At 62.9% G+C, this 20,109-nt stretch carries 19 protein-coding genes; 8 read left to right on the top strand and 11 right to left on the bottom strand.

Annotation, left to right across the window (positions count from 1 at the left end; all coding sequences use genetic code 11):
- Positions 1 to 50 precede the first annotated feature (50 nt).
- The gene (locus tag B0G75_RS24875) at positions 51 to 1,403 is read right to left on the bottom strand and encodes an MFS transporter (protein WP_106311760.1); all 1,353 of its coding nucleotides are present in this window, start codon (positions 1,401 to 1,403) and stop codon (positions 51 to 53) included.
- A 207-nt stretch (positions 1,404 to 1,610) separates the two neighbouring features.
- Entirely contained in the window at positions 1,611 to 2,528 is a 918-nt protein-coding gene (gene kdgD, locus B0G75_RS24870; protein ID WP_012426741.1) for a 5-dehydro-4-deoxyglucarate dehydratase, read from the bottom strand.
- A 224-nt stretch (positions 2,529 to 2,752) separates the two neighbouring features.
- On the opposite strand from kdgD, the gene garD reads away from it, so the two are divergent.
- The 7 genes from garD (at position 2,753) to B0G75_RS24835 (ending at position 11,033) form a co-directional block, all read left to right on the top strand.
- The gene (garD, locus tag B0G75_RS24865) at positions 2,753 to 4,342 is read left to right on the top strand and encodes a galactarate dehydratase (RefSeq protein ID WP_106311757.1); all 1,590 of its coding nucleotides are present in this window, start codon (positions 2,753 to 2,755) and stop codon (positions 4,340 to 4,342) included.
- Positions 4,343 to 4,393: 51 nt separating this feature from the next.
- Positions 4,394 to 5,236: an NAD(P)-dependent oxidoreductase gene (locus B0G75_RS24860; RefSeq protein WP_106311755.1), complete on the top strand. Its 843-nt coding sequence runs from the start codon at positions 4,394 to 4,396 to the stop codon at positions 5,234 to 5,236.
- Positions 5,233 to 6,162: an SMP-30/gluconolactonase/LRE family protein gene (locus B0G75_RS24855; protein WP_106311753.1), complete on the top strand. Its 930-nt coding sequence runs from the start codon at positions 5,233 to 5,235 to the stop codon at positions 6,160 to 6,162. Before B0G75_RS24860 ends, B0G75_RS24855 begins: the two co-directional genes overlap by 4 nt.
- A gap of 591 nt (positions 6,163 to 6,753) precedes the next feature.
- Positions 6,754 to 7,746, top strand: coding sequence for a TRAP transporter substrate-binding protein (locus B0G75_RS24850; protein ID WP_106311751.1), 993 nt, complete (start codon positions 6,754 to 6,756; stop codon positions 7,744 to 7,746).
- A gap of 152 nt (positions 7,747 to 7,898) precedes the next feature.
- Positions 7,899 to 8,378 carry a TRAP transporter small permease gene (locus tag B0G75_RS24845; RefSeq protein WP_106311749.1) on the top strand — a complete coding sequence of 160 codons (480 nt, stop codon included), beginning with the start codon at positions 7,899 to 7,901 and terminating at the stop codon, positions 8,376 to 8,378.
- A 7-nt stretch (positions 8,379 to 8,385) separates the two neighbouring features.
- Positions 8,386 to 9,738 carry a TRAP transporter large permease gene (locus tag B0G75_RS24840; RefSeq protein WP_095420608.1) on the top strand — a complete coding sequence of 451 codons (1,353 nt, stop codon included), beginning with the start codon at positions 8,386 to 8,388 and terminating at the stop codon, positions 9,736 to 9,738.
- A 95-nt stretch (positions 9,739 to 9,833) separates the two neighbouring features.
- Positions 9,834 to 11,033: a porin gene (locus B0G75_RS24835; protein ID WP_106311747.1), complete on the top strand. Its 1,200-nt coding sequence runs from the start codon at positions 9,834 to 9,836 to the stop codon at positions 11,031 to 11,033.
- 53 nt (positions 11,034 to 11,086) lie between these two features.
- Here B0G75_RS24835 and B0G75_RS40255 read toward each other — a convergent pair whose 3' ends face one another.
- From B0G75_RS40255 to B0G75_RS24820, 4 genes are all read right to left on the bottom strand, one after another.
- Positions 11,087 to 11,269 (bottom strand): hypothetical protein, encoded by a 183-nt coding sequence (locus B0G75_RS40255; protein ID WP_146142536.1) that lies wholly within the window; start codon positions 11,267 to 11,269, stop codon positions 11,087 to 11,089.
- Positions 11,270 to 11,381: 112 nt separating this feature from the next.
- Positions 11,382 to 11,567: a 4-oxalocrotonate tautomerase gene (locus B0G75_RS24830; protein ID WP_106280598.1), complete on the bottom strand. Its 186-nt coding sequence runs from the start codon at positions 11,565 to 11,567 to the stop codon at positions 11,382 to 11,384.
- Positions 11,568 to 11,619: 52 nt separating this feature from the next.
- Positions 11,620 to 12,396 (bottom strand): class II aldolase/adducin family protein, encoded by a 777-nt coding sequence (locus tag B0G75_RS24825; RefSeq protein WP_106311745.1) that lies wholly within the window; start codon positions 12,394 to 12,396, stop codon positions 11,620 to 11,622.
- 91 nt (positions 12,397 to 12,487) lie between these two features.
- A complete protein-coding gene (locus B0G75_RS24820; RefSeq protein ID WP_106311743.1) occupies positions 12,488 to 13,432 on the bottom strand; it encodes an urea transporter in 945 nt (314 codons plus the stop codon).
- Between the two features lie 254 nt (positions 13,433 to 13,686).
- Between B0G75_RS24820 and B0G75_RS24815 the strand changes: the two genes are divergently transcribed.
- The gene (locus B0G75_RS24815) at positions 13,687 to 14,241 is read left to right on the top strand and encodes a putative glycolipid-binding domain-containing protein (protein ID WP_106311741.1); all 555 of its coding nucleotides are present in this window, start codon (positions 13,687 to 13,689) and stop codon (positions 14,239 to 14,241) included.
- Here the strand turns inward: B0G75_RS24815 and B0G75_RS24810 are convergent.
- The 5 genes from B0G75_RS24810 to B0G75_RS24790 all read right to left on the bottom strand — a co-directional run bounded on the left by B0G75_RS24810 (position 14,216) and on the right by B0G75_RS24790 (position 19,840).
- A complete protein-coding gene (locus tag B0G75_RS24810; RefSeq protein WP_106311739.1) occupies positions 14,216 to 15,181 on the bottom strand; it encodes an alpha/beta fold hydrolase in 966 nt (321 codons plus the stop codon). The two genes, B0G75_RS24815 and B0G75_RS24810, sit on opposite strands and share 26 nt — an antisense overlap.
- Entirely contained in the window at positions 15,178 to 16,059 is an 882-nt protein-coding gene (locus B0G75_RS24805; protein ID WP_106311737.1) for a metal-dependent hydrolase, read from the bottom strand. The genes B0G75_RS24810 and B0G75_RS24805 overlap by 4 nt, the downstream gene beginning before the upstream one ends.
- A gap of 89 nt (positions 16,060 to 16,148) precedes the next feature.
- Positions 16,149 to 17,057, bottom strand: a complete 909-nt coding sequence (locus B0G75_RS24800; RefSeq protein ID WP_106311735.1) for an SDR family oxidoreductase — start codon at positions 17,055 to 17,057, stop codon at positions 16,149 to 16,151.
- A 67-nt stretch (positions 17,058 to 17,124) separates the two neighbouring features.
- Positions 17,125 to 18,726, bottom strand: a complete 1,602-nt coding sequence (locus B0G75_RS24795; protein WP_106311733.1) for an NAD(P)/FAD-dependent oxidoreductase — start codon at positions 18,724 to 18,726, stop codon at positions 17,125 to 17,127.
- Between the two features lie 121 nt (positions 18,727 to 18,847).
- The gene (locus B0G75_RS24790) at positions 18,848 to 19,840 is read right to left on the bottom strand and encodes a sulfonate ABC transporter substrate-binding protein (protein WP_106311731.1); all 993 of its coding nucleotides are present in this window, start codon (positions 19,838 to 19,840) and stop codon (positions 18,848 to 18,850) included.
- Between the last annotated feature and the right edge of the window lie 269 nt (positions 19,841 to 20,109).

The following is a 20,109-nucleotide window of genomic DNA, read 5'->3' as shown; positions in this document are numbered from 1 at the left end:
TGCGGCGCTCATTTCGCCGTCCGCAGAGAAGTACGATAACCGCTGCGCGATCAGCTGGGGCGCAGTTCAACGCGCTTGATATCTTTCACGATCACGAGATAACTGAACACCGTGAGCAGAGCGTTGATGCCCACGAACACCAGCGCGCCGTTGAACGAGCCGGTCTTCGCCACGAGATAGCCGATCACGATCGGCGTCACGATGCCGGCCACGTTGCCGAACATATTGAAGATCGCGCCGGACAGGCCGAGCGCTTCCCGCGGCGACGTATCGGCGACCACGGCCCAGCCGAGCGCGCCGATGCCTTTGCCGAAGAACGCAAGCGACATGAGCGCGACGACGACCCAGTCGGTCGACACATAATTGCAGCCGATGATGCACACCGACAGCAGCATGCCGCCGACGATCGGCACCTTGCGCGCGACCGTGAGCGAATGGCCGCGACGGATCAGCCCATCGGACAGAATGCCGCCCAGCACGCCGCCCGAGAATCCGCAGATCGCCGGCAGCGACGCCACCAGACCCGCTTGCAGAATCGTCATGCCGCGCGCCTGGACAAGGTAGATCGGAAACCACGTCAGGAAGAAGTAGGTCAGCACGTTGATGCAATACTGCGCGAGATAGACGCCGAGCAGCATGCGGTTGCTCAGCAATTGGCGAACCAGAGACCAGCCGCCTGTGTTCTCGATCTTGCCGGCGGAGCGAGCTTTCTTCTGCCCGTTGACCACGCCGCCGCCTTGCTCGATGTACTCGAGTTCCGAACGCGACACGCGCGGATGATCGGCGGGGTTCTTCATCACCTTCAGCCAGGTGAGCGCGAGCAGAAGTCCCATCGAGCCCATGACGACATAGACCATGTGCCAGCCGAACGCGTGGGTGAGCCACGCCATCAACGGCGTGAACACGACCGCCGCGAAGTATTGCGCCGAATTGAAAATGGCCGACGCCGTGCCGCGTTCGTTGGTCGGGAACCAGCTTGCCACGACCTTGGCGTTGGCCGGAAACGCCGGCGATTCGGCCGCGCCCATCGCGAAGCGCAGCACGAACAGCGCGGTGACGGCCGCCGCTGCGCTGCCCAGCAGGCCGATCGAACTTTGCAGCAGTGTAAAAAGCGACCAGAAGAAAATACTCGCCGCGTAAACGCGCCGCGCGCCGAAGCGGTCCAGCAGCCAGCCGGCCGGCAGTTGCGACAGCACGTAGGCCCAACTGAACGCGGAGAAGATGTAGCCCATGCGGATCGCGTCGAAGCCGAACTCGGCGCGCATGGCCGAGCCGGTCACCGACAATGTTGCGCGGTCCGCGTAGTTGAACGTGGTGATCAGAAAGATCAGCAGCAGGATTCCGTAGCGGACTCGGGTGCGCTTTGCGACGTGGGCGGCACTGGCCGTGCGGCTCATTTCCATGGTCATCTCCTGAATTTTTTATGCGTGGGAGCGGACTCCCTGGCGTCGTGGCGCAATGAGCGGCCACAGGCCTTTCGATCCATGCTGGTGCGGCGCTACAAAAACGCCCGGCGACGTTGCCGTCCCGGGCGCTCTTTACGGTGCCGTCTACGCGGCCGTCGTTCGCACAGCCGCCGGGTGTCGATTGCTGCCGTTACGCCAGCCTGATTACTGCGGGCCGAGCGTCTTGATGAGCGCGTCCAGCTTGCCCATTTCTTCTTCCGTCAGATCCGTCAGCGGTGCGCGGACCGGGCCGGCGCTGTGGCCGACCAGCTTCGCGCCCGCCTTGACGATGCTGACCGCGTAGCCTGCGCGGCGGTTGCGGATCGCCAGATACGGCAGGAAGAATTCGTCGATCAGCTTGCCGACCGTGGCGTGGTCATCCGCGGCAATCGCGCGGTAAAAGTCCATCGCGGTCTTCGGAATGAAGTTGAACACCGCCGACGAATACACCGGCACGCCCAGCGCCTTGTACGCCGCTGCATAAACTTCAGCGGTCGGCAGGCCGCCGAGATACGAGAAACGGTCGCCGAGGCGGCGGCGGATCGACACCATGTTCTCGATCTCGCCCACGCCGTCCTTGAAGCCGATCAGGTTCGGGCAGCGCTCGGCCAGCCCTTCGAGCATATCGGCGTTAAGCTTGGAGTTCGCGCGGTTGTAGATGATCACGCCCATGTTCGGCACGGACTTGCAGACTTCTTCGGCGTGTGCGGCGATGCCTTCCTGGCAGGCTTCCGTCAGGTAATGCGGCATCAACAGAATGCCGTTCGCGCCATGACGCTCGGCTTCCTGTGCGTAGGCGATCGCGACGCGCGTCGGGCCGCCCGCGCCGGCGAGAATCGGCACCTTGCCTTTGCAGACTTCGGTAGCCGTTTTCACGACGTTCGAATAGTCGTTGTGCGTGAGCGAGAAGAATTCGCCCGTGCCGCCGGCGACGAACAGCGCCGACGCGCCGTACGGAGCAAGCCATTCGAGGCGCTCAGCATACGTATCGGCGCGGAAATCGCCTTGTTCGTCGAAGTCGGTAACCGGGAAGGACAGGAGGCCTTCGGAAACGATCTGCTTCAGTTCCTGCGGTGTCGTCATGATTTGTATCCAGAGCGTCGAATGGTTTGTGGAAGCTCAATTAAGTGAGAATTGAGATTTCTTATACGTCATCGTACAACAACAAAACGCCTAACTCAACGGTGTTTTCACGGCATAATGCTTGCCCTAGGGTAAATACGGAACGTCTGCGCAATATTTCATGTTGTAGGATGACGTATGAATAGCCGGCGCAGCAGGCGTACCGCGCCATAAGGATCGATGCAATGGAACAATCTCCGCTCTACATTCGTGTTCACCCCAACGACAATGTCGCGATCGTCGTCAACGACGGCGGTCTGGGCGAGGGCGCGGTATTTCCCGATGGTCTGGCGCTGCGCGAGCGCGTGCCGCAAGGGCACAAGGTCGCGCTGGCCGACCTGGCCGAGGGCGACGAGGTCATCCGCTATAACGTGGTGATCGGCTATGCGCTGAAGGCGTTGCCGAAGGGCAGCTGGATCAACGAACACGTGATTCGCATGCCGAGCCCGCCTGGACTCGAGGATCTGCCGATCGCGACGATCAAGGCGCCGGAAATGCCGCCGCTCGAGGGCTATACGTTCGAGGGCTACCGCAACGCGGACGGCTCGGTCGGTTCGCGCAACATTCTCGCCATCACGACTACGGTGCAATGCGTGGCCGACGTGGTCCAACACGCGGTAACGCGCATCAAGGCTGAACTGCTGCCTCGCTATCCGAATGTCGACGACGTGGTGAGCCTCGGCCACACCTATGGCTGCGGCGTCGCGATCGACGCGCCCGACGCGATGGTGCCGATCCGTACCGTGCGCAACATCAGCCTGAATCCGAATTTCGGCGGCGAGGTGATGATGGTCAGCCTCGGTTGCGAAAAACTGCAGCCCGAGCGCCTGATGCCGCCCGGCACGATTCCGATCGCTGCGGCCGCGAATGTCGCCGAAGTCGCGGACATCGGCGATATCGAGGCTGATCTGAACGGCGACGTGGTCGTGTTGCAGGACGAATCGCACGTCGGCTTCCAGTCGATGATCGAGTCGATCATGAAGATGGCCGACGGTCATCTGAAGCGTTTGAACAATCGCCGCCGCGAGACGTGTCCCGCTTCCGATCTCGTGATCGGCGTGCAATGCGGCGGCAGCGATGCATTCTCCGGTCTCACCGCGAACCCCGCCGTGGGCTACGCGACCGATTTGCTGGTGCGTGCCGGCGCCACGGTCATGTTCTCCGAAGTCACCGAAGTGCGCGACGGCGTCGATCAACTGACGGCGCGCGCGGCCAACCCGGAGGTCGCCGCGGCGATCATCCGCGAGATGCAGTGGTACGACGATTATCTGAAGCGCGGCGGCGCGGATCGCAGCGCCAACACCACGCCGGGCAACAAGAAGGGCGGCTTGTCTAACATCGTCGAAAAGGCGATGGGGTCGATCATCAAGTCGGGTAATTCGGCGATTTCCGGCGTGTTGTCGCCGGGCGAGAAGGTCAAACAGAAGGGCCTGATTTACGCGGCCACGCCGGCTAGCGACTTCATCTGCGGTACGCTGCAGGTCGCGGCGGGTATCAATCTGCACGTATTCACCACTGGCCGCGGCACGCCGTACAGCCTCGCCGAAGTGCCCGTCATCAAGGTTGCGACGCGCTCGGATCTGGCGCGCCGCTGGCATGATCTGATGGACATCAACGCCGGCACCATCGCGACCGGTGCCTCGACGATCGAAGAGGTGGGCTGGGAACTCTTCCGTCTGATGCTCGACGTCGCCAGCGGCCGCAAGGAAACTTGCGCTGAGAAGCTCAAGCTCCACAATGCGTTGACGCTGTTCAATCCGGCGCCGGTGACCTGATTGATCCGGCTGGCTTGCTCGATCTGAGCACACTCACACCAACATAGAAACATGACTGACTCGAACCCTGACCGCAGCGCGGCACAGAAACCCTTCCGCCGCCTGCTGCTCACCGGCGCGGCGGGCAACCTCGGCAAGCAGTTGCGCGGCGCGCTCGCCGCGTGGGCCGATATCGTGCGCATCACGGATATCGCGCCGCTCGGCGAGGTGGCGGCGCATGAAGAAGCCTCGATCGTCGACATCGCGGACGAAGCCGCGGTTCACGCGCTGCTCGAAGGCGTGGACGCGGTGGTTCACCTCGGCGGCATTTCCGTCGAGGCGCCGTTCGAAGACTTGCTCCAGGCGAATATCCGTGGCCTGTACAACCTCTATTCGGCGGCGCAGAAGCAGGGCGTGAAGCGCATCGTCTATGCGAGCTCGAATCACGCGGTGGGTTTTCATCCGGTCACGGAGGTGGTCGATATCGACGCGCCGCTGCGTCCGGATAGCCTGTACGGCGTGACGAAGTGCTTCGGCGAATCGTTGTCGCGTTACTACTTCGATCGCTTCGGTCTGGAGACGGTGTGTCTGCGGATCGGTTCGTCGTTCGAGCAGCCGAAGAATCCGCGCATGCTCGTGACGTATCTGAGCTTTCGCGACCTCATCGAACTGGTGCGCTGCTCGCTGTTCACCAACCGCGTGGGTCACGCGATCGTCTACGGCGTGTCGGATAACCGGACCAAATGGGTGGATAACACCAAGGCCGCGTTCCTCGGTTTTCGTCCGCGGGACAGCTCGGTCGAATTCGAGCATCTCTTTCCGGTCACGGCACCCACTGCCGATCTCGACGATCCGACGCAGCGTTTCCAGGGTGGCCCGTTCGTGCTCGCCGGTCCGATGGAACCGAAGCGGTGAGCGCCGCGGCGAACCCGCGCGTGGAGCGGGTCGAGGCAGCGGGGCAGGCGCCGGCTTCGGTCGGCGAGAGTCCGGTTTGGCGCGTCGCGGAGCAAGCCCTTTACTGGGTGGATATTCCCGCGCAGAAGATCGTGCGCCTGCGGATCGATTCGGGCGAGCGTTCTGAATGGCTGCTGCCTGAGAAGGTGGCATGCATCGCGTTCGATCATCGCGGTACGGTGCTGGCCGGCTGCGAGACCGGGCTCTTCGCGGTCCCGCTGACTGAGTCCCCGGCCAACGGCGAAGCCGTGCAAGTGACAGGGCGCAAACTCGCCGCACCGGACTTCGCTTGCGACGACATGCGTTTCAACGACGGCCGTTGCGACCGGCAAGGACGCTTCTGGGCCGGCACGATGGTGCAGGACATGGCGGCGGCCAAACCGGCCGGCGCGCTCTATCGTTTCGACGAGCGCGGCGTGCTGTCCACGCCGGTCGTGGATGGACTCATCACGCAAAACGGCCTCGCGTGGTCGCCGGATGGCAAGACCATGTATCTGTCGGACTCGCATCCGTTGCGCAGGCAGATCTGGGCATTCGATTACGACGTCGAAACCGGCGAGCCGCGCAATCGTCGCGTGTTTGCCGATCTGAATCACCATGCGGGCCGTCCCGACGGCGCCGCGGTGGACGTCGACGGTTGTTACTGGATTTGCGCGAACGACGCAGGCCTGTTGCTGCGCTTCACGCCCGAGGGCAAGCTGGACCGGCAGATCGCCGTGCCGGCCATCAAGCCGGCCATGTGTGCCTTCGGTGGGCGCGAGCTGGATACGCTGTTCGTCACGTCGATTCGTCCCGCTGCGAACGCGAGCGAGCACGACGGCCATCTGTTCGCCGTGCGTCCTGGCGTAACCGGGTTGCCCGAGCCGGAGTTTGCGGCCGAACTGTAAGCGGAGCCTGTACGAGAAGGGCGCCGGACATGTCGCGCATGTCCGGCGCCCTTTTTTGTGTTCGAATATTCATAGGTCGTCGTACAACTTTGTGGCGTAAAGGTTACGATAGTGTCGCATTCCTTTTGTGAAAACCGGCTGTGCGGCGCATATGGGTTTCACCGCGGCAGCGCCGCTCCAGCTGGTTCAAGGGCTTGCCACATGTTCGATCGGTCAACCGTGCCGGATGCCTTCGTGGTGCGGGTAAATACCGTCTGTACAACTCAAACTGCGTTTTATAGACTTCATATGTCGTCGTACAACGTATAAGCCCAAACGAATTCCTTTCTTTGTAATTCGAATTTTCGGTCTGAACGAGACGCAGGCCGATGCAGTTGAAGCAAAAGTAAAAGAGTCGAGTTGGCTGACAGGAGTGCTGAGCATCTGCGCCGGGGGACGTTGCACAGACCAGCATGGCAAAGCGCCCGTGACCCAGCACGGTGGCGAGCGTCGAGCCGGGAGACGCAGCAAAACCATGTCGCATCCGCGGGTAACCCCGCAAGCGGGCCTTCCGCAATCGATTGGATGGTCAATTTTTCAAGGAATTTCACGATGAATAAGAAGTTTGCCTCTTCCCGTGTTTCGCTGATCGTCGCGGCTTCGGTGCTGGCCTTGAGCACCGTGTCGGCACAAGCGCGTGTGTTCCGCGTGTCCGACGTGCATGGCGACACGTACCCGACCAACATGGCCGTGAAATACATGGGGGAACAGATCAACAAGGCAACCGGCGGCAAAGACTCCGTGAAGGTCTTCGGCAATAGCGCGCTGGGTTCCGAAAACGACACGATCGATCAGGTGCGCATCGGCGCGCTGGACATGGCGCGCGCCAACGGTGCCGCGTTCAACGAGATCGTGCCGGAATCGATGATCCCGTCGCTGCCGTTCCTGTTCCGCGACATCGACCATTTCCGCAAAGTGATGTACGGCCCGGAAGGCCAGAAGATTCTCGACGCCTTCAAGGCGAAGGGCATGATCGCGCTGACGTTCTATGAGAGCGGCGCGCGTTCGATCTACACCAAGAAGCCGATTCACACGCCGGCTGATATGAAGGGCCTCAAGGTTCGCGTGCAGCCGTCCGATCTGATGGTCGACGAAATCCGCGCAATGGGCGGCACGCCCACGCCGATGCCGTTCGCCGAAGTCTATACGGGCCTGAAGACGGGTCTGGTGGATGCCGCTGAAAACAACCTGCCGTCGTACGAAGAAACCAAGCATTTCGAAGTCGCGCCGGTCTACTCCGAAACCCAGCATTCGATGACGCCAGAAGTGCTCGTGTTCTCGAAGAAAGTGTGGGACACGCTGACGCCGCAAGAGCAGGACATCATCAAGAAGGCTGCGGCCGACTCGGTGCCGTACTACCAGAAGCTGTGGACCGCGCGCGAAGCCGACGCGAGCAAGACGGTCACGAAGGGCGGCGCGACCATCGTCGCGTCGACGCAGATCGATCGTGCCGCGTTCGTCAAGGTGATGCAGCCGGTCTGGGCGAAGTACGAAAAGACCCCGCAAATGAAGCAACTCGTCGACGAGATCCAGTCAGTCAAATAAGGCTCGCCTGAACGGAAGCCATGCAGCGGTGTGAAGGTGTGAAGGCCTGCGAGAAGATTCGCAGGCCTTGCCGCTGTGCGCCTTCCGAACTGAGAAGTCGAACAGATTGCTGAATATTAAAGACCGGTCGGTCGAATGCGAGGATGGGTCCAATGCGATTCATGAAGCGCCCAAATGATTTTCTTTTCCGCGCGCTGGTTGTCGTGGCGTCGTTGAGTCTCGCCGTGCTGAGCGTGCTGGTGATCTACAGCGTCGTGATGCGCTACGTCTTCAGCGATGCACCGGATTTCGTCGAGCCCATCGCGCTCCTGCTGGTGATCGTGATCGCCATGTTCGGCGCCGCGCTCAAGGTGCGCGAAGGCGGCCATATCGGTCTCGATTCGCTCGTAAAGAAATTGCCGCCGAAAGGGCAACTCATCGCCACGTCGTTTCAGCATATTTGCCTGATCGTATTTGCGGTGATGGTTTTCTTCGGCTGTCTGCAGATGTTCGAGGCCACCGCTGAGGACCGGATTCCAATTATCGGTTTGCCCGAGTCGTTGCGTTACTGCATCCCGGTTATTGCCAGCGTCTGCATTGCAATGTTCTCGATCGAGAACCTGCTCGCGCTTTTCGCACAGAAACAAAAATAGAGCAATCATGGAACTTGCCATCCTCTCCGTTAGTTTTCTTGTTTTTCTCCTTCTCGGCGTTCCTGTTTCCTTCGGGCTCGGGCTCTCGTGCGTCCTGACTTACCTTTACGAAGGCTTGCCGGCGGCGACCGCCATGCAGTCGATGATTTCGGGCATCAACGGCTTCTCGTTTCTTGCGGTGCCGTTCTTCATTCTGTCCGGTGAGCTGATGCTGCACGGTGGCATCGCGGACCGCATCCTGCGTTTCGCACAAGCCACGGTCGGGCATTTCCGCGGCGGCCTCGGCATGGCCAACGTGGTGGCGTGCACGCTGTTCGGCGGCGTCTCCGGTTCGCCCTCGGCGGATACGTCGGCCATGGGCGGCGTAGTGATTCCGCTGATGAAGCGTGAAGGCTACAGCGCGGCCTACGCGGTCAACGTGACGACGCACTCGTCGCTGGCGGGCGCGCTGATGCCGACGTCGACCAACATGATCATCTATGCATTCGCGGCCCAAGGCATCACCGGCACGTTGAATGGACATCCGATGAGCGGCGTGTCGATCGGCGATCTGTTGTTTTCCGGTCTACTCCCGGTGTTGTGGGTGATGGGTTTCGTGCTGATCGCCGCATACTGGCAAGCGGTCAAATACGGCTATCCGCGTCGTGCCGATGGTTCGACGGAACTGCAGAAATTCCCCGGCTGGTACGCCGTGGCCCGTACGTTCCTCGGCGCGTTGCCCGGCTTGATGGTGATCGCGATCATTCTGGTTTGCGTGGCAAAGGGCATTGCTACAGCGACGGAAGCCGCCGCTATCGCCGTGTTCTATTCGCTGGTGCTGACGATCGTCGTGTATCGCTCGATGACGATGAAGAAGCTGTTCCACGCGCTCTCCAAGGCCGCCAAAACCACCGGCGTGGTGCTGCTGCTGATCGGCGTGTCGAACATGCTGCGTTACCAGATGGCCTATCTGGAGATTCCGGATGCGATCGAACACATGCTCGACGGCGCGACCAGCTTGCCGTGGCTGATGCTGCTGTACATCAACCTGATCCAGATTTTCCTCGGTACGTTCGTCGACATGGCGGCGCACATCCTGATCACCACGCCGCTGTTCCTGCCGATGGCGATGCACGCCGGCGTCGGTCCCGTGCAGTTCGGCATCATGATCCTGCTGAACTGCGCGTTGGGTCTCGTGCATCCGCCAATCGGCTCGGTGCAGTTTATTGGGTGCGCGATTGGCAATGTGTCGATTGGTGAAACTACCAAGGTGGCGTGGCCTTATTACCTGGCTATCTTCAGCGCGATCAACATCGTCACTTACGTACCGATGTTCTCGACATGGTTGCCTAGCCTGATCAATGGTCACCCGGTATTTTGAAGTCCTTCAACGCCGGGACGTTCGAACAATATCCACACTCAGCGGCCCTCGAAGGGTGCCGCGATCAAAGAAAAATCTTTTAAAGAGGAGCAGAAATGAAAAAGGCATTGGCAACTTCAGCGCTTGGCCTGGTCGCCCTAGGCGCACACGCCCAGAGCAGCGTGACGCTGTACGGGATCGTCGATGCGGGTATCGGCTATCAGAGCAGCCAGACGTCGCTCGGTTCGACCAGCGGCGGCCGTTCAGTCGTGAAGATGGTCAACGGCGTCTGGGCCGGCAGCCGTTTCGGCCTGAAGGGCGCCGAGGACCTGGGCGGCGGCACCAAGGCGATCTTCCAGTTGGAAGAGGGCTTTAACAGCGCAACCGGCGCGCAGGCTGTCACCGGTCTCGGCTTCAACCGCCAGGCTTATGTCGGCGTGACGAACTCCAGCTACGGTACGTTCACGGCAGGCCGCCAGTATACGTCGTACTACACGATGCTCTCGCCGTACAGCCCGACCACGTGGCTGACCGGCGCATACGGCGCGCACCCGGGCGATATCGATTCTCTGGATACGCTCTACCGCGTCAACAACTCGCTGGTGTACACGACGCCGAGCTTCTACGGCCTGACGGCTAGCGGCTCGTACGCGCTGGGCGGCGTGGCGGGCAGCTTCAACGCCGGCTCGACATGGAGCGCGGGCTTGCAATACGTGAACGGTCCGTTCGGCATTGCGGCGGGCTTCCAGCGCATCAACAACTCGACGTCTGGCGGCGGCGCATGGGGCCCGGACTCCACGGCGTCGAACAACGGCGCTCAGCCTGGCGTGTCGGGCATCAACAACGGCTATCAGCGCGCGCAGGCTCAACAACGCTTTGCGGTGACGGGCGGCTATGCGTTCAGCCCGTCATGGGACGTGTCGTTCTCGTACTCGAACGTGCAATACATTCCGGGTATCAACTCGCCGTTCCGCACCACCGCGATCTTCAACACGGGCGGCGCCGTGCTGCACTTCAAGCCTTTGACGGCGCTGGACCTGGCCGCGGGCTATAGCTACACGCGCGCAACGGAAGCGAACGGCATTTCGAGCTCGGCTCGCTATCAGCAGTTCAACCTCTCGCAGTACTACAGCCTCTCCAAGCGCACCGGCCTGTACGCGCTCGAGGCGTATCAACGTGCAAGCGGTCAGACCCTGGGTACGAACGGCGTGAGCATCATCAACGCGACGGCCGATATCGGCGACGGCCAGAACGGCGCGCCGTCCTCGTCACGCAGCCAGTTTGCTGCCGGCGTGGGCATCATCCACAAGTTCTGACGACGTAACTTCGTGGCGGTGTGTTGCTACGCCGCCACGGCGACGCGTTTTAATTACGCTTCGCTGAGCATCACAAGCTGCGCGCGCAACGCGCGCAGCGTCTTTGGCGCCCGTTCCTGGGGCATGGCGCGTGTCGGCCCGATCCGCGCCTTCAGCCAGATAAACGTCACCGCCGGCAGGTCGGCGATCTTCGCGTCCGCAGCCGTTTCCGGCATCGCAATGGGGGCAGGGCGCATGCTCCCCGACGCCTCACGCACCCATTCCCTCGTATTCAGTTCGGCCGCGATCGCGTACAAAAAGTCAGTTTGAGCAGCCGCCGCAGGCAGGCAAGCCGCTCATTTCACGCGCTCAGGCGTCGGACCACAAGCGCCCGGCCGTTGCCCAGTTTTCGCGTTTCACGTCGGTCAGAATAATATCCACCGAATTCGGTTCCACGCCGAGCGATTCGCACGTTGCCTTGGTGATGGCTTCGACGAACTGGCGTTTCTGCTCCACCGAGCGGCCTTCGAAAAGTTCGATATGAAAAGTGGGCATGGCATGACTCCGTTAAAGATGAGCGTGGGACTGAAATGAGCGCGGCGCGAATTCAATCGCGGTAGCCGCGATCGAGGCGGTCGAGTTTGCGCAGCAAGGCAGGCCATTCGAGCGCGCCTTCAATGGCGCCGCCATCGTACAGTTGTTCCGCCGTGCGTGCGGCGAGCGCATCGCTCGGCACGACGAGTTGCGCGCCACATGCTTGCGCCTGCACCTGGATCTCGCATGCCTTGAGCAGCGTTGCCATCAGCACATAGGCTTCGGCGACCGTGCGGCCGGTGGTCAGGGTGCCGTGATTGCGCAACAGCATGGCGGGCTTGTCGGCGAGATGCGCGACGAGGCGCTCGCCTTCCGCCGGAGAAAACGCGAGGCCTTCGTAATCGTGGTACGCGAGGTGGCCGTAAAAGCGCAGCGCATGTTGCGAGGCGGGCAGCAAGCCGGCCGGTTGCGCGGAGACCGCCACGCCCGCCGTATTGTGCAGATGCATCACACAGAACGCATCGGCGCGTGCCTCGTGGACTGCCGCGTGCAGCGCGAAGCCGGTGGCATTCACCGCATGTTCGCTCGCGCCAACGACGTTGCCCGCGATATCGATCTTCACGAGATTCGAGGCGCACACTTCGTCGAAGGCAAGGCCGAATGGGCTGATCAGGAAGTGGCCGGGTTCGCCCGGCACGCTCGCCGAGATATGCGTGTAGATCAGATCGTCCCAGCCGTTGAGCGCGGCAAGCCGGTAGGCAGCGGCCAGGTCGACGCGGGTCTGGCGCTCAGCGTCGGACAATGGCCCTGTCTCGGCGACGCGGCCGGCAGGGGTGTGAGTGAACGACATGGCTGTCTCCTGAATCCTGAAATTGCTCGATCGCCGAAATGCTTGCGTGTCTGCGTGTGGCGCGAGCGCGTTGCGAACCTGGCGGCCCCGACTAGCTCTCGCGTCTGGCTGGAACCGGCGTCGTCGCGCGGCACGTGGTGTGCATAGGTTGCGCCGGTTCAACGGCGGCCACGCCATGCGCCAGGCGCTGCGTAAGCCACTGCACGCCCCACGTCGCGATGACGAAGGGCGCCGTCATGACCGGCCAGCCGAAGTATGCCGCCGCCGCTTGCAGCACGCTCGACAGGGCCACGCCGCCGAGCATCGTGACGAGGCCGCAGTCGGCTAGCGCGAGCGCGGTCAGCACGCCGTTGAATCCTAACAGGCCGGCGTCGAACGACGCTATCGTCGCACCGAGCAGCAGATGCGCGGCGCTGGCGAAGCCCGCGCCGATCAATGCCCGCAGCGCATGCCTGCGCGAGGCCGCCGCAATCCCGATCAACACCACCAATCCGGGCAACGCCGCCGAGGCAAAACCGGTTTGCGCGAAACCGGCCAGCAAGCCGCTGCCCGCTTGCGTCGCGCTCAGCGCATGCGCCGGGGTCACGTTTGCTGACGGCGCGTTGACCGTCACCATGGGCAGCCAAAGCCACGTGACGATCAGGCACGGGCTCGAGAAAAAACCGAGTCCGCGCGCACGCAGCCTGCGCGACCACGGCTCTAACAACCACGCCGTGCAGGTGGCGGCGAGAATCGCCACCGCGCCCGCTGTCGCATTGTCGGCGATGAAGCTGAAAGCGGCCAGCCCCGCCAGCGCGCCGTTGAAACCGTGCAGCCCGGCGCGCGTGTCGTCTTCACGATAGCCGGCCAATACGGCGCTCACGTTGGCTGCGACCGCGCCCATCAGCGCCGCGCACGCGAGGCGCGGGTCGTAGAGCAGCCAAGCGGCGAGCAGGCACGCGCCGGTGAAGGCATTCGCTTGCAGCACGATCTGGCCGAGGCTGCGCAACAGCGTGCGCAAGGCGGCGGATTGAACTTCATTCGCGACGGCGTGCATGATGGGAGGGCGGTGTGATTTCAATGGTGCGCAATTGCGCTGCGCGAGCGTCGGGCGCGCGCCGGGTCGGAGGACTGCGAACCGCGAGCATAGGCCAGCCAAGTCGCGCTGGGCGTCGCGTGCGTTAATAGTGGCTATTTGCGACGCCGCTCCGCGATGCCATGCGTCGCCGGAACGAAAGCTTTCGCGCTACGATATGAACCCGGCGCAGCCAGGCAGAACCGGGTTGCGCCGTCCAGAGAGGAGGCAGGCAGATGCGTGAATTGCGGTGGGCATCGGAAGAGGGCGACGGCATCGAACATCTGGCGTTCGACGCGCACGAGGACGGCTTCGCGGTGGAAAGCGTCGTGGTCGGCCAGCGTTACGGAAAATCGTATGGCCTGCATTACAAGGTGCGCTGCGACGCGCACTGGCGTACGCGCTATGCATGGCTGAAGATCGTCGGCGGCGGCGAGCTGGAGTTGCATGGCGATGGCGCCGGCCATTGGCACGACGGACACGGCCTCGCGCTGAGCGCGATCGAAGGCTGCATCGACATCGATATCGCCGCTACGCCGTTCACCAACACGCTGCCTATCCGTCGCTTGCAACTGGCCGAAGGCGAGCGTCGACCCATTTCGGTCGCGTATATATCGACGCCCGATTTGCAGGTCACGCGTGTCGAACAGGCGTACTCATGCATCGAGTTGCATCGCGAGTATCGCTACGAGGGCATCTTCCGCAACTTCACGGCCGACATGAAGGTGGACGACGACGGTCTCGTGATCGACTATCCGACGCTCTTCACACGCCTGCCGCGCGAGCGTTGAGCGTAGACCGCGGGGCCCAACCGCCCTGGTCCGCGCAGTGCCGTTCCACGAAACGTTCGATGCTCGCCGCGATCCGTTCGGATTCGCGCAGCACGACCCAATGGCCGGCATCGATCTCGTTGCGCTCATACGCGCCGAGCCAACCCTCCAGCCCAAGCGAGAGCGCTGGGCCGACGTAGCGGTCACGTAGCGGCACGATGAATTGCACCGGCGCGTGCGCATGCCGCGCGCGCGGGCGCAGCATCTTGTCGATGAAATTGGCGCGGTAGAGATTCAGACCGTTGAGTGTGTTGCGCAGCTGCGCCGGATCGGGTGCGGGGCGCACGCGTTCCGTCACACGCAGCCACAACGGCCAAAGGCGGGCGGCGCCCACCCGCCAGACGAGTTCCGGCAGCCAGGGCAGATGAAAGAACAAGATGTACCAGGACTTGAGCGTCTGCCGGAGGCCGCTGCCGAAAGGGCGTTTCGTTGCCGGCTGTCCGGTTCGCGCCGCGCCGTCGCGCTCGCCCTGGCTCTCGCCGCGCAGGCCGAAAGACGTGTGATCGAGACACGGCCCTGAGATCGACGTGTACGAAGCAATGCGTCCTTTGAACGCCGGGTCGGTCACCGCTTCCCAGCTTTGAATCGAGCCCCAGTCGTGGCCGACCAGGTGAAACGGCCGCGCCCCGCAGGTGGCGTCGGCGACTGCCGCAAGGTCGGCGGCGAGGCGTTCGAGCCGGTACGCGCGACGGGTGGCCGGCGCTTCGGAAGCGCCGGCGCCGCGTACGTCGTAGGCGATCACACGGTAGCGCGCGTCCAAGAGCGCGCGCACCGGTTCCCACACGGCCGCCGAGTCGGGATAACCGTGCACCAGCACGATTGGCGGCGCGTCGCGCGGTCCGCTCACGTAGACCGCGAGCCGCACGTCGCCGGCCTCGACCGACAGCGTGTCGCGTATCACGCGGCCGCCTGCACGCCGCGCCGTGCGGCCTTGCGGGCGCTCGGCGTGAGCGCGTTGGAGGCATCGACCGCGGCGACGAGACCCTCGATGCGCGCCAGTTGCACACGGTTGTCGTGATCCCACGGATGGAAGCCGGGCCGGAAAAAGCTCAGCCATTCACCGGCGATGCGCGGAAACACGCCATGACGCGGGCTATACAGATACTTCGCGACACGCCACATGCCGCGTAGATGACCGCCGCGTTTGCGGTCGGCGATGAGCAACCGCACGTGGTAGTCGAACACGATTAGCCAGAACGTCAACGTGGTGGCGAGCATGGTGCCGGTACGCAGCAGATAGCGGCCAAGCCCGGGTTTGAGCACGGTGTTCCATACGTCGTAGGAAACGGACTTGTGCTCGGTTTCCTCCAGTGCATGCCAGGTCCACATCTGCGTATAGCCTTCCACCGAGCCGCCGATCCGCGACGCGTCTTCCAGCAGCAGGCCCGCGAGCATCGCCGTGTAGTGTTCGAGGCAGACGGTGACGGCGAGCTGGTACGAATGCGGCAGGATCTTGCGGCCGAAGTTGAGAATCGCCCACAGCCGTTTGTCGAGCTTGTGCGCGGGCAGGCCGGCTTGCTGCAGCAGATCGTTGTATTCGACATGCTCGCGCGTATGCATGGCTTCCTGGCCGATGAAGCCGAGCACCTGCTTCTTCAGCACAGGGTCGTCGATCTGGTCGCGGTAGTTGCGCACGCTGTCCATGAAAAAACGCTCGCCGGCCGGAAACAGCAGCGAAAGCGCGTTGAAGAAGTGTGTCACATGCGAGCCCTGCACGTGCCAATCGCAGGCACGTTCCTGCGGCAAATTGAAACGTAGGTCGCGGCGAATCGGCATCATGGCCTTTCTCCTTGTGATTCTTGGTTCTCGATGAGTTGCTGATCGTGATCGATTGACGTGCGTCGCGCTCGGCAAATAAGTCCGGCGCGTCAGGCGCGCTTGCCGTCCATCTGCGCGGCGCGCCGCGCGCGTTTTTCGGCGACCCGTTTCATGCGGCGCGTTTGCATCACCACGAGTGCCTGATAGGCGGCCGGCAGTGTGCGCGCCAGCCAGTCGGCGGCCCGCGCGTCGCGTCCGATCAGTACGCGCCGCTTGTTCCTGCGCACGCCGTCGAGAATGACGCGCGCGGCTTCGTCGGCGGTGGTGATGAAAAACTTCTCGAAATCGTCCTTGCCTTGCTGTTCGGTTTCCAGCATGAAACCCACCATGTTCGGCGCGATACGGCTCGATTGCGCGATGCTCGTGCGGATGCCGCCCGGATGCACGCAGGTCGCCGAGACGCCGCACTTCATCAGGTCGAGTTCCTGGCGCAGCGCTTCGGTAAAGCCGCGCACGGCGAATTTGGTCGCGTTGTACCCGCTCATGCCCGGCTGCGAAAACAACCCGAACACACTCGACGTGTTGACGATATGGCCGTCACCGGAGGCCTTGATGTACGGCAGAAACGCTTTCGTGCCGTGTACCACGCCCCAGAAGTTGATGCCGACGATCCACTCCAGATCCGCGTAATCCATCCCTTCAATGGTGCTCGACAGCGCGACGCCGGCGTTGTTGAACACGAGATTGACGCCCTGATGCTGCGCGGCCGTTTCGGCGGCCCAGTCGAACATCGCGGCGCGGTCGGCAACATCGAGCACGCGTGTGGTGATGCGCAATGGCGAGCCGACGATCTGCGGCGCCGCGGCTTGCGCAAGCTGTGCGGTTTCGGCGAGGCTCGCGGCGTTGCGGTCGGCGAGCGCGAGGTGACAGCCTTCGCGGGCCAGCTGAATCGCGAGCGAGCGGCCCATGCCCGAGCCTGCGCCGGTGATCGCGGCGACTTTGTCGGTAAAGTTTTTCATTGGTTTATCTCCGGTTCTCCCTGAACGGTGCGTTGTCGTTGTCGTTGTCGTTGTCGTTGTCGTTTCGTCAGGCTGCTTCCACAGGCGCTGAAGCAGCGCCTCCGTGAGCATGCGTGCCTTGCGCTAAACCCGTCGGCACGCTCGCCGCACGCGGCGCGGGCGAATACGCGAGGTAATCGTCCATGCTGAAGGTGCTGGTGGCCTGGCGGAATTTGTAGGCAAATCCCGGCCACAGCGTCGTGTTCTTGCCGGTCGCCGGATCGAGATACCAGCTCTTGCAGCCACCCGTTGACCAGATCGCGCGGCCGAGCTTCTGCTGGATCTGCTCGTTGTACGCGCGCTCCACCTGCGGGCGCACTTCGATGGCGTCGGCGCGTTCGGCATGCATCGTCTTCAGCGCGCGCAGGATGTACTCGACCTGCGACTCGATCATGAACACCATCGAGTTGTGGCCGAGACCCGTGTTCGGTCCGACCACCATGAAGAAGTTCGGATAACCAGGCAATGCCGTACCGAGGTAAGCATGAGCGCCGTCGCGCCACGTATCGACGATATCGACGCCGCCGCGTCCGCGCACTACGCCGCGCGGAAACGGATCGGCTACCTGGAAGCCGGTGCCGAAGATCAGGCAGTCGGCGCGGTGACGCGCGCCGTCGGTGGTAACCACCACGTCTTCCTCGATGCGCGCGATGCCGGTGGTCGTCACCGAAACGTTCTGGCGCGACAAAGCGGGGAAGTAGTCGTTCGAGATCAGCACGCGCTTGCAGCCCATTGTGTAACTGGGCGTGAGCGCGGCGCGCAACTGCGGATCGCGCACCTGGCGGCGCAGATGCCGCTCCGCGGCTTTCTGCGCGGTCTTCATCAGCGAAGGATGGATCGCAAAACCCAAGGCGCGCGATTCGAGCATGCAGTAGAGCGCCGAACGCATGATCTTCTGCGTGACCGGCAGGTGTTTGAACAGCCACTGTTCCAGCGGTCTGACGGCACGGTCGGCTTTCGGCATGATCCACGGCGGCGTGCGCTGGAACAGGTCGAGATGCGCGACCCGCGGCGCGATCTGCGGAACGAACTGGATCGCGCTCGCCCCCGTCCCGATCACGGCGACACGTTTGCCTTCGAGCGAATAGCTGTGATCCCACTGCTGCGAGTGGAACATCTTGCCCTTGAATTTTTCGAGGCCGGGAATGTTCGGCACGGCCGCGCGCGACAGGCCGCCCATACCGGAGATCAGCACACGTGCCGACCACTGCCGGCCGTTTGCGAAGGTCAGTTGCCAGCGGTGGCGCGCTTCGTCGTAGATCGCGCTGGCCAGTTCATGGCCGAAACGCAGGTGCCGCTCGACGCCGAAGCGCTGCGTGCAGTCCTCGAGGTAAGCGCGGATTTCCGGCTGGCGCGCGAACATGCGGGTCCAGCGCGGATTCGGGGCGAAGGAGAACGAGTAGACGTGGGATTGGACGTCGCACGCGCAACCGGGGTAATGGTTGTCGCGCCACGTGCCACCGACCGAGTCGGCCTTCTCGGCGACGATGAAGTCCGTGATGCCGGACTGGCGCAGGCGGATCGCCATGCCGAGGCCCGCGAATCCGGACCCGATGATGGCGATATCGGTCTCGACAGGCGCTAACGCGTCGGGCGCCGCGGCGTCGTGGGGCATCATGCGTGCGTTCATCCGATCCGTCTCCTTTACCGTCTTAACTGTTACATTGGTTGATGTAACAATAGAGGCTGGTAATGGATGACGCAAGCGGGCGGTTAGACGCCCGCCTCTAGGCTCGGAGGGCCGCCGCCAGCTACTTCGCGGCGAGAGCCGACGTGACTTCGCGGTTTTGCCAGACGCTGTCTTTGACGGTGATCTTCGCCGGGATGAGATTGGCGCCGTAGAACGCATCGGCGACGATCTGCTGCGAGCGCACGATCTCGTCCGTGACGGCGGTGGTGCCATACGGATAGCGGCGTACCCAGGTTTCGACCAGCTTCTGATCGAGACCGACCTTCGGCGCGATCAGCGCGGCGGTTTCCACCGGATGCGCGTTGACCCACAGCCCGGCGGTGCGCAACTGTCCGAGAATCGCGCCGATCACGTCGGGATGCTGCTGCGCGAAGTCGCGCGTCGCTTCATAGAAGTTGTACGGGGCGTTGAGTTCGGTGTAGTCGGCCAGCGTGCGCGCCTTCAGCGCCTGCTGCGCGGACGCGTAGTACGGATCCCAGATCACCCATGCATCGACGCTGCCGCTTTCGAAGGCGGCGCGCGCGTCGGCGGGCGGCAGATACACCGGACGAATATCCTCGTAGCGCAAGCCCGCTTTCTTGAGCGCTTCGAGTATCAGATAGTTCGAACTCGAGCCTTTCTGCAGCGCGACGCGTTTGCCTTTCAGATCGGCCACGCTATGCAGCGGCGAGTCGCCTTTGACGAGGATCGCTTCGGCGTGGCTTCCCGAAGGCTCGGCGCCGACGTACACGAAGCGCACGCCACTCGCTTGAGCGAACACCGGCGGCGGCGCACCCGTGTAGCCGAAGTCGATGCTGTTCGCGTTCAATGCTTCGAGCAGTTGCGGTCCAGCAGGGAATTCGAACCATTTGATGCTGTAGCCGAGCGGTTTGAGTTTTTCGTCAAGCGAGCCTTGCGCCTTGAGTATCGCAAGCAGGCCGGATTTCTGATAACCGATGCGCAGTACCTTGGCCGGCTCGCTGCCGTTGCCGCCGGTCTGCGCGGTGGCGCCAAAGGTGGTGAATGCCGCGAGCAAGGCGGCGAGCTGAAGCGAATAACGGGCGTGACGGACCATCCTGCGAATCTCCATTGCGTTCGATTGGTGTGGCCGCCGTGGGTTGTCTGCGGGCTTCGTTCGGGTCCGCCAAGAGCATGGCGCGGACTTGCGGATGCGACAGAAAACGCGTTGCGGCGACGTTCGGGGATCGTCGCATGGACGTCACGCCGTTCAAACGAAGCAATGCAGATTTGAATATGACGCGCGGCGGAACATCGCGCGGTCCCGGCGTGTCCAGCTAGCGCCCGCTAGCTGGCGTGCGTATAAGCACGAGTGAGGGCGAAGGC

The organism is Paraburkholderia sp. BL18I3N2 (genome assembly GCF_003001875.1).
GTDB classification, from domain to species: Bacteria; Pseudomonadota; Gammaproteobacteria; order Burkholderiales; family Burkholderiaceae; genus Paraburkholderia; species Paraburkholderia phytofirmans.
Note: the sequence above shows the minus strand (reverse complement) of the source record. Positions and strands in the feature narration are given on the sequence as shown.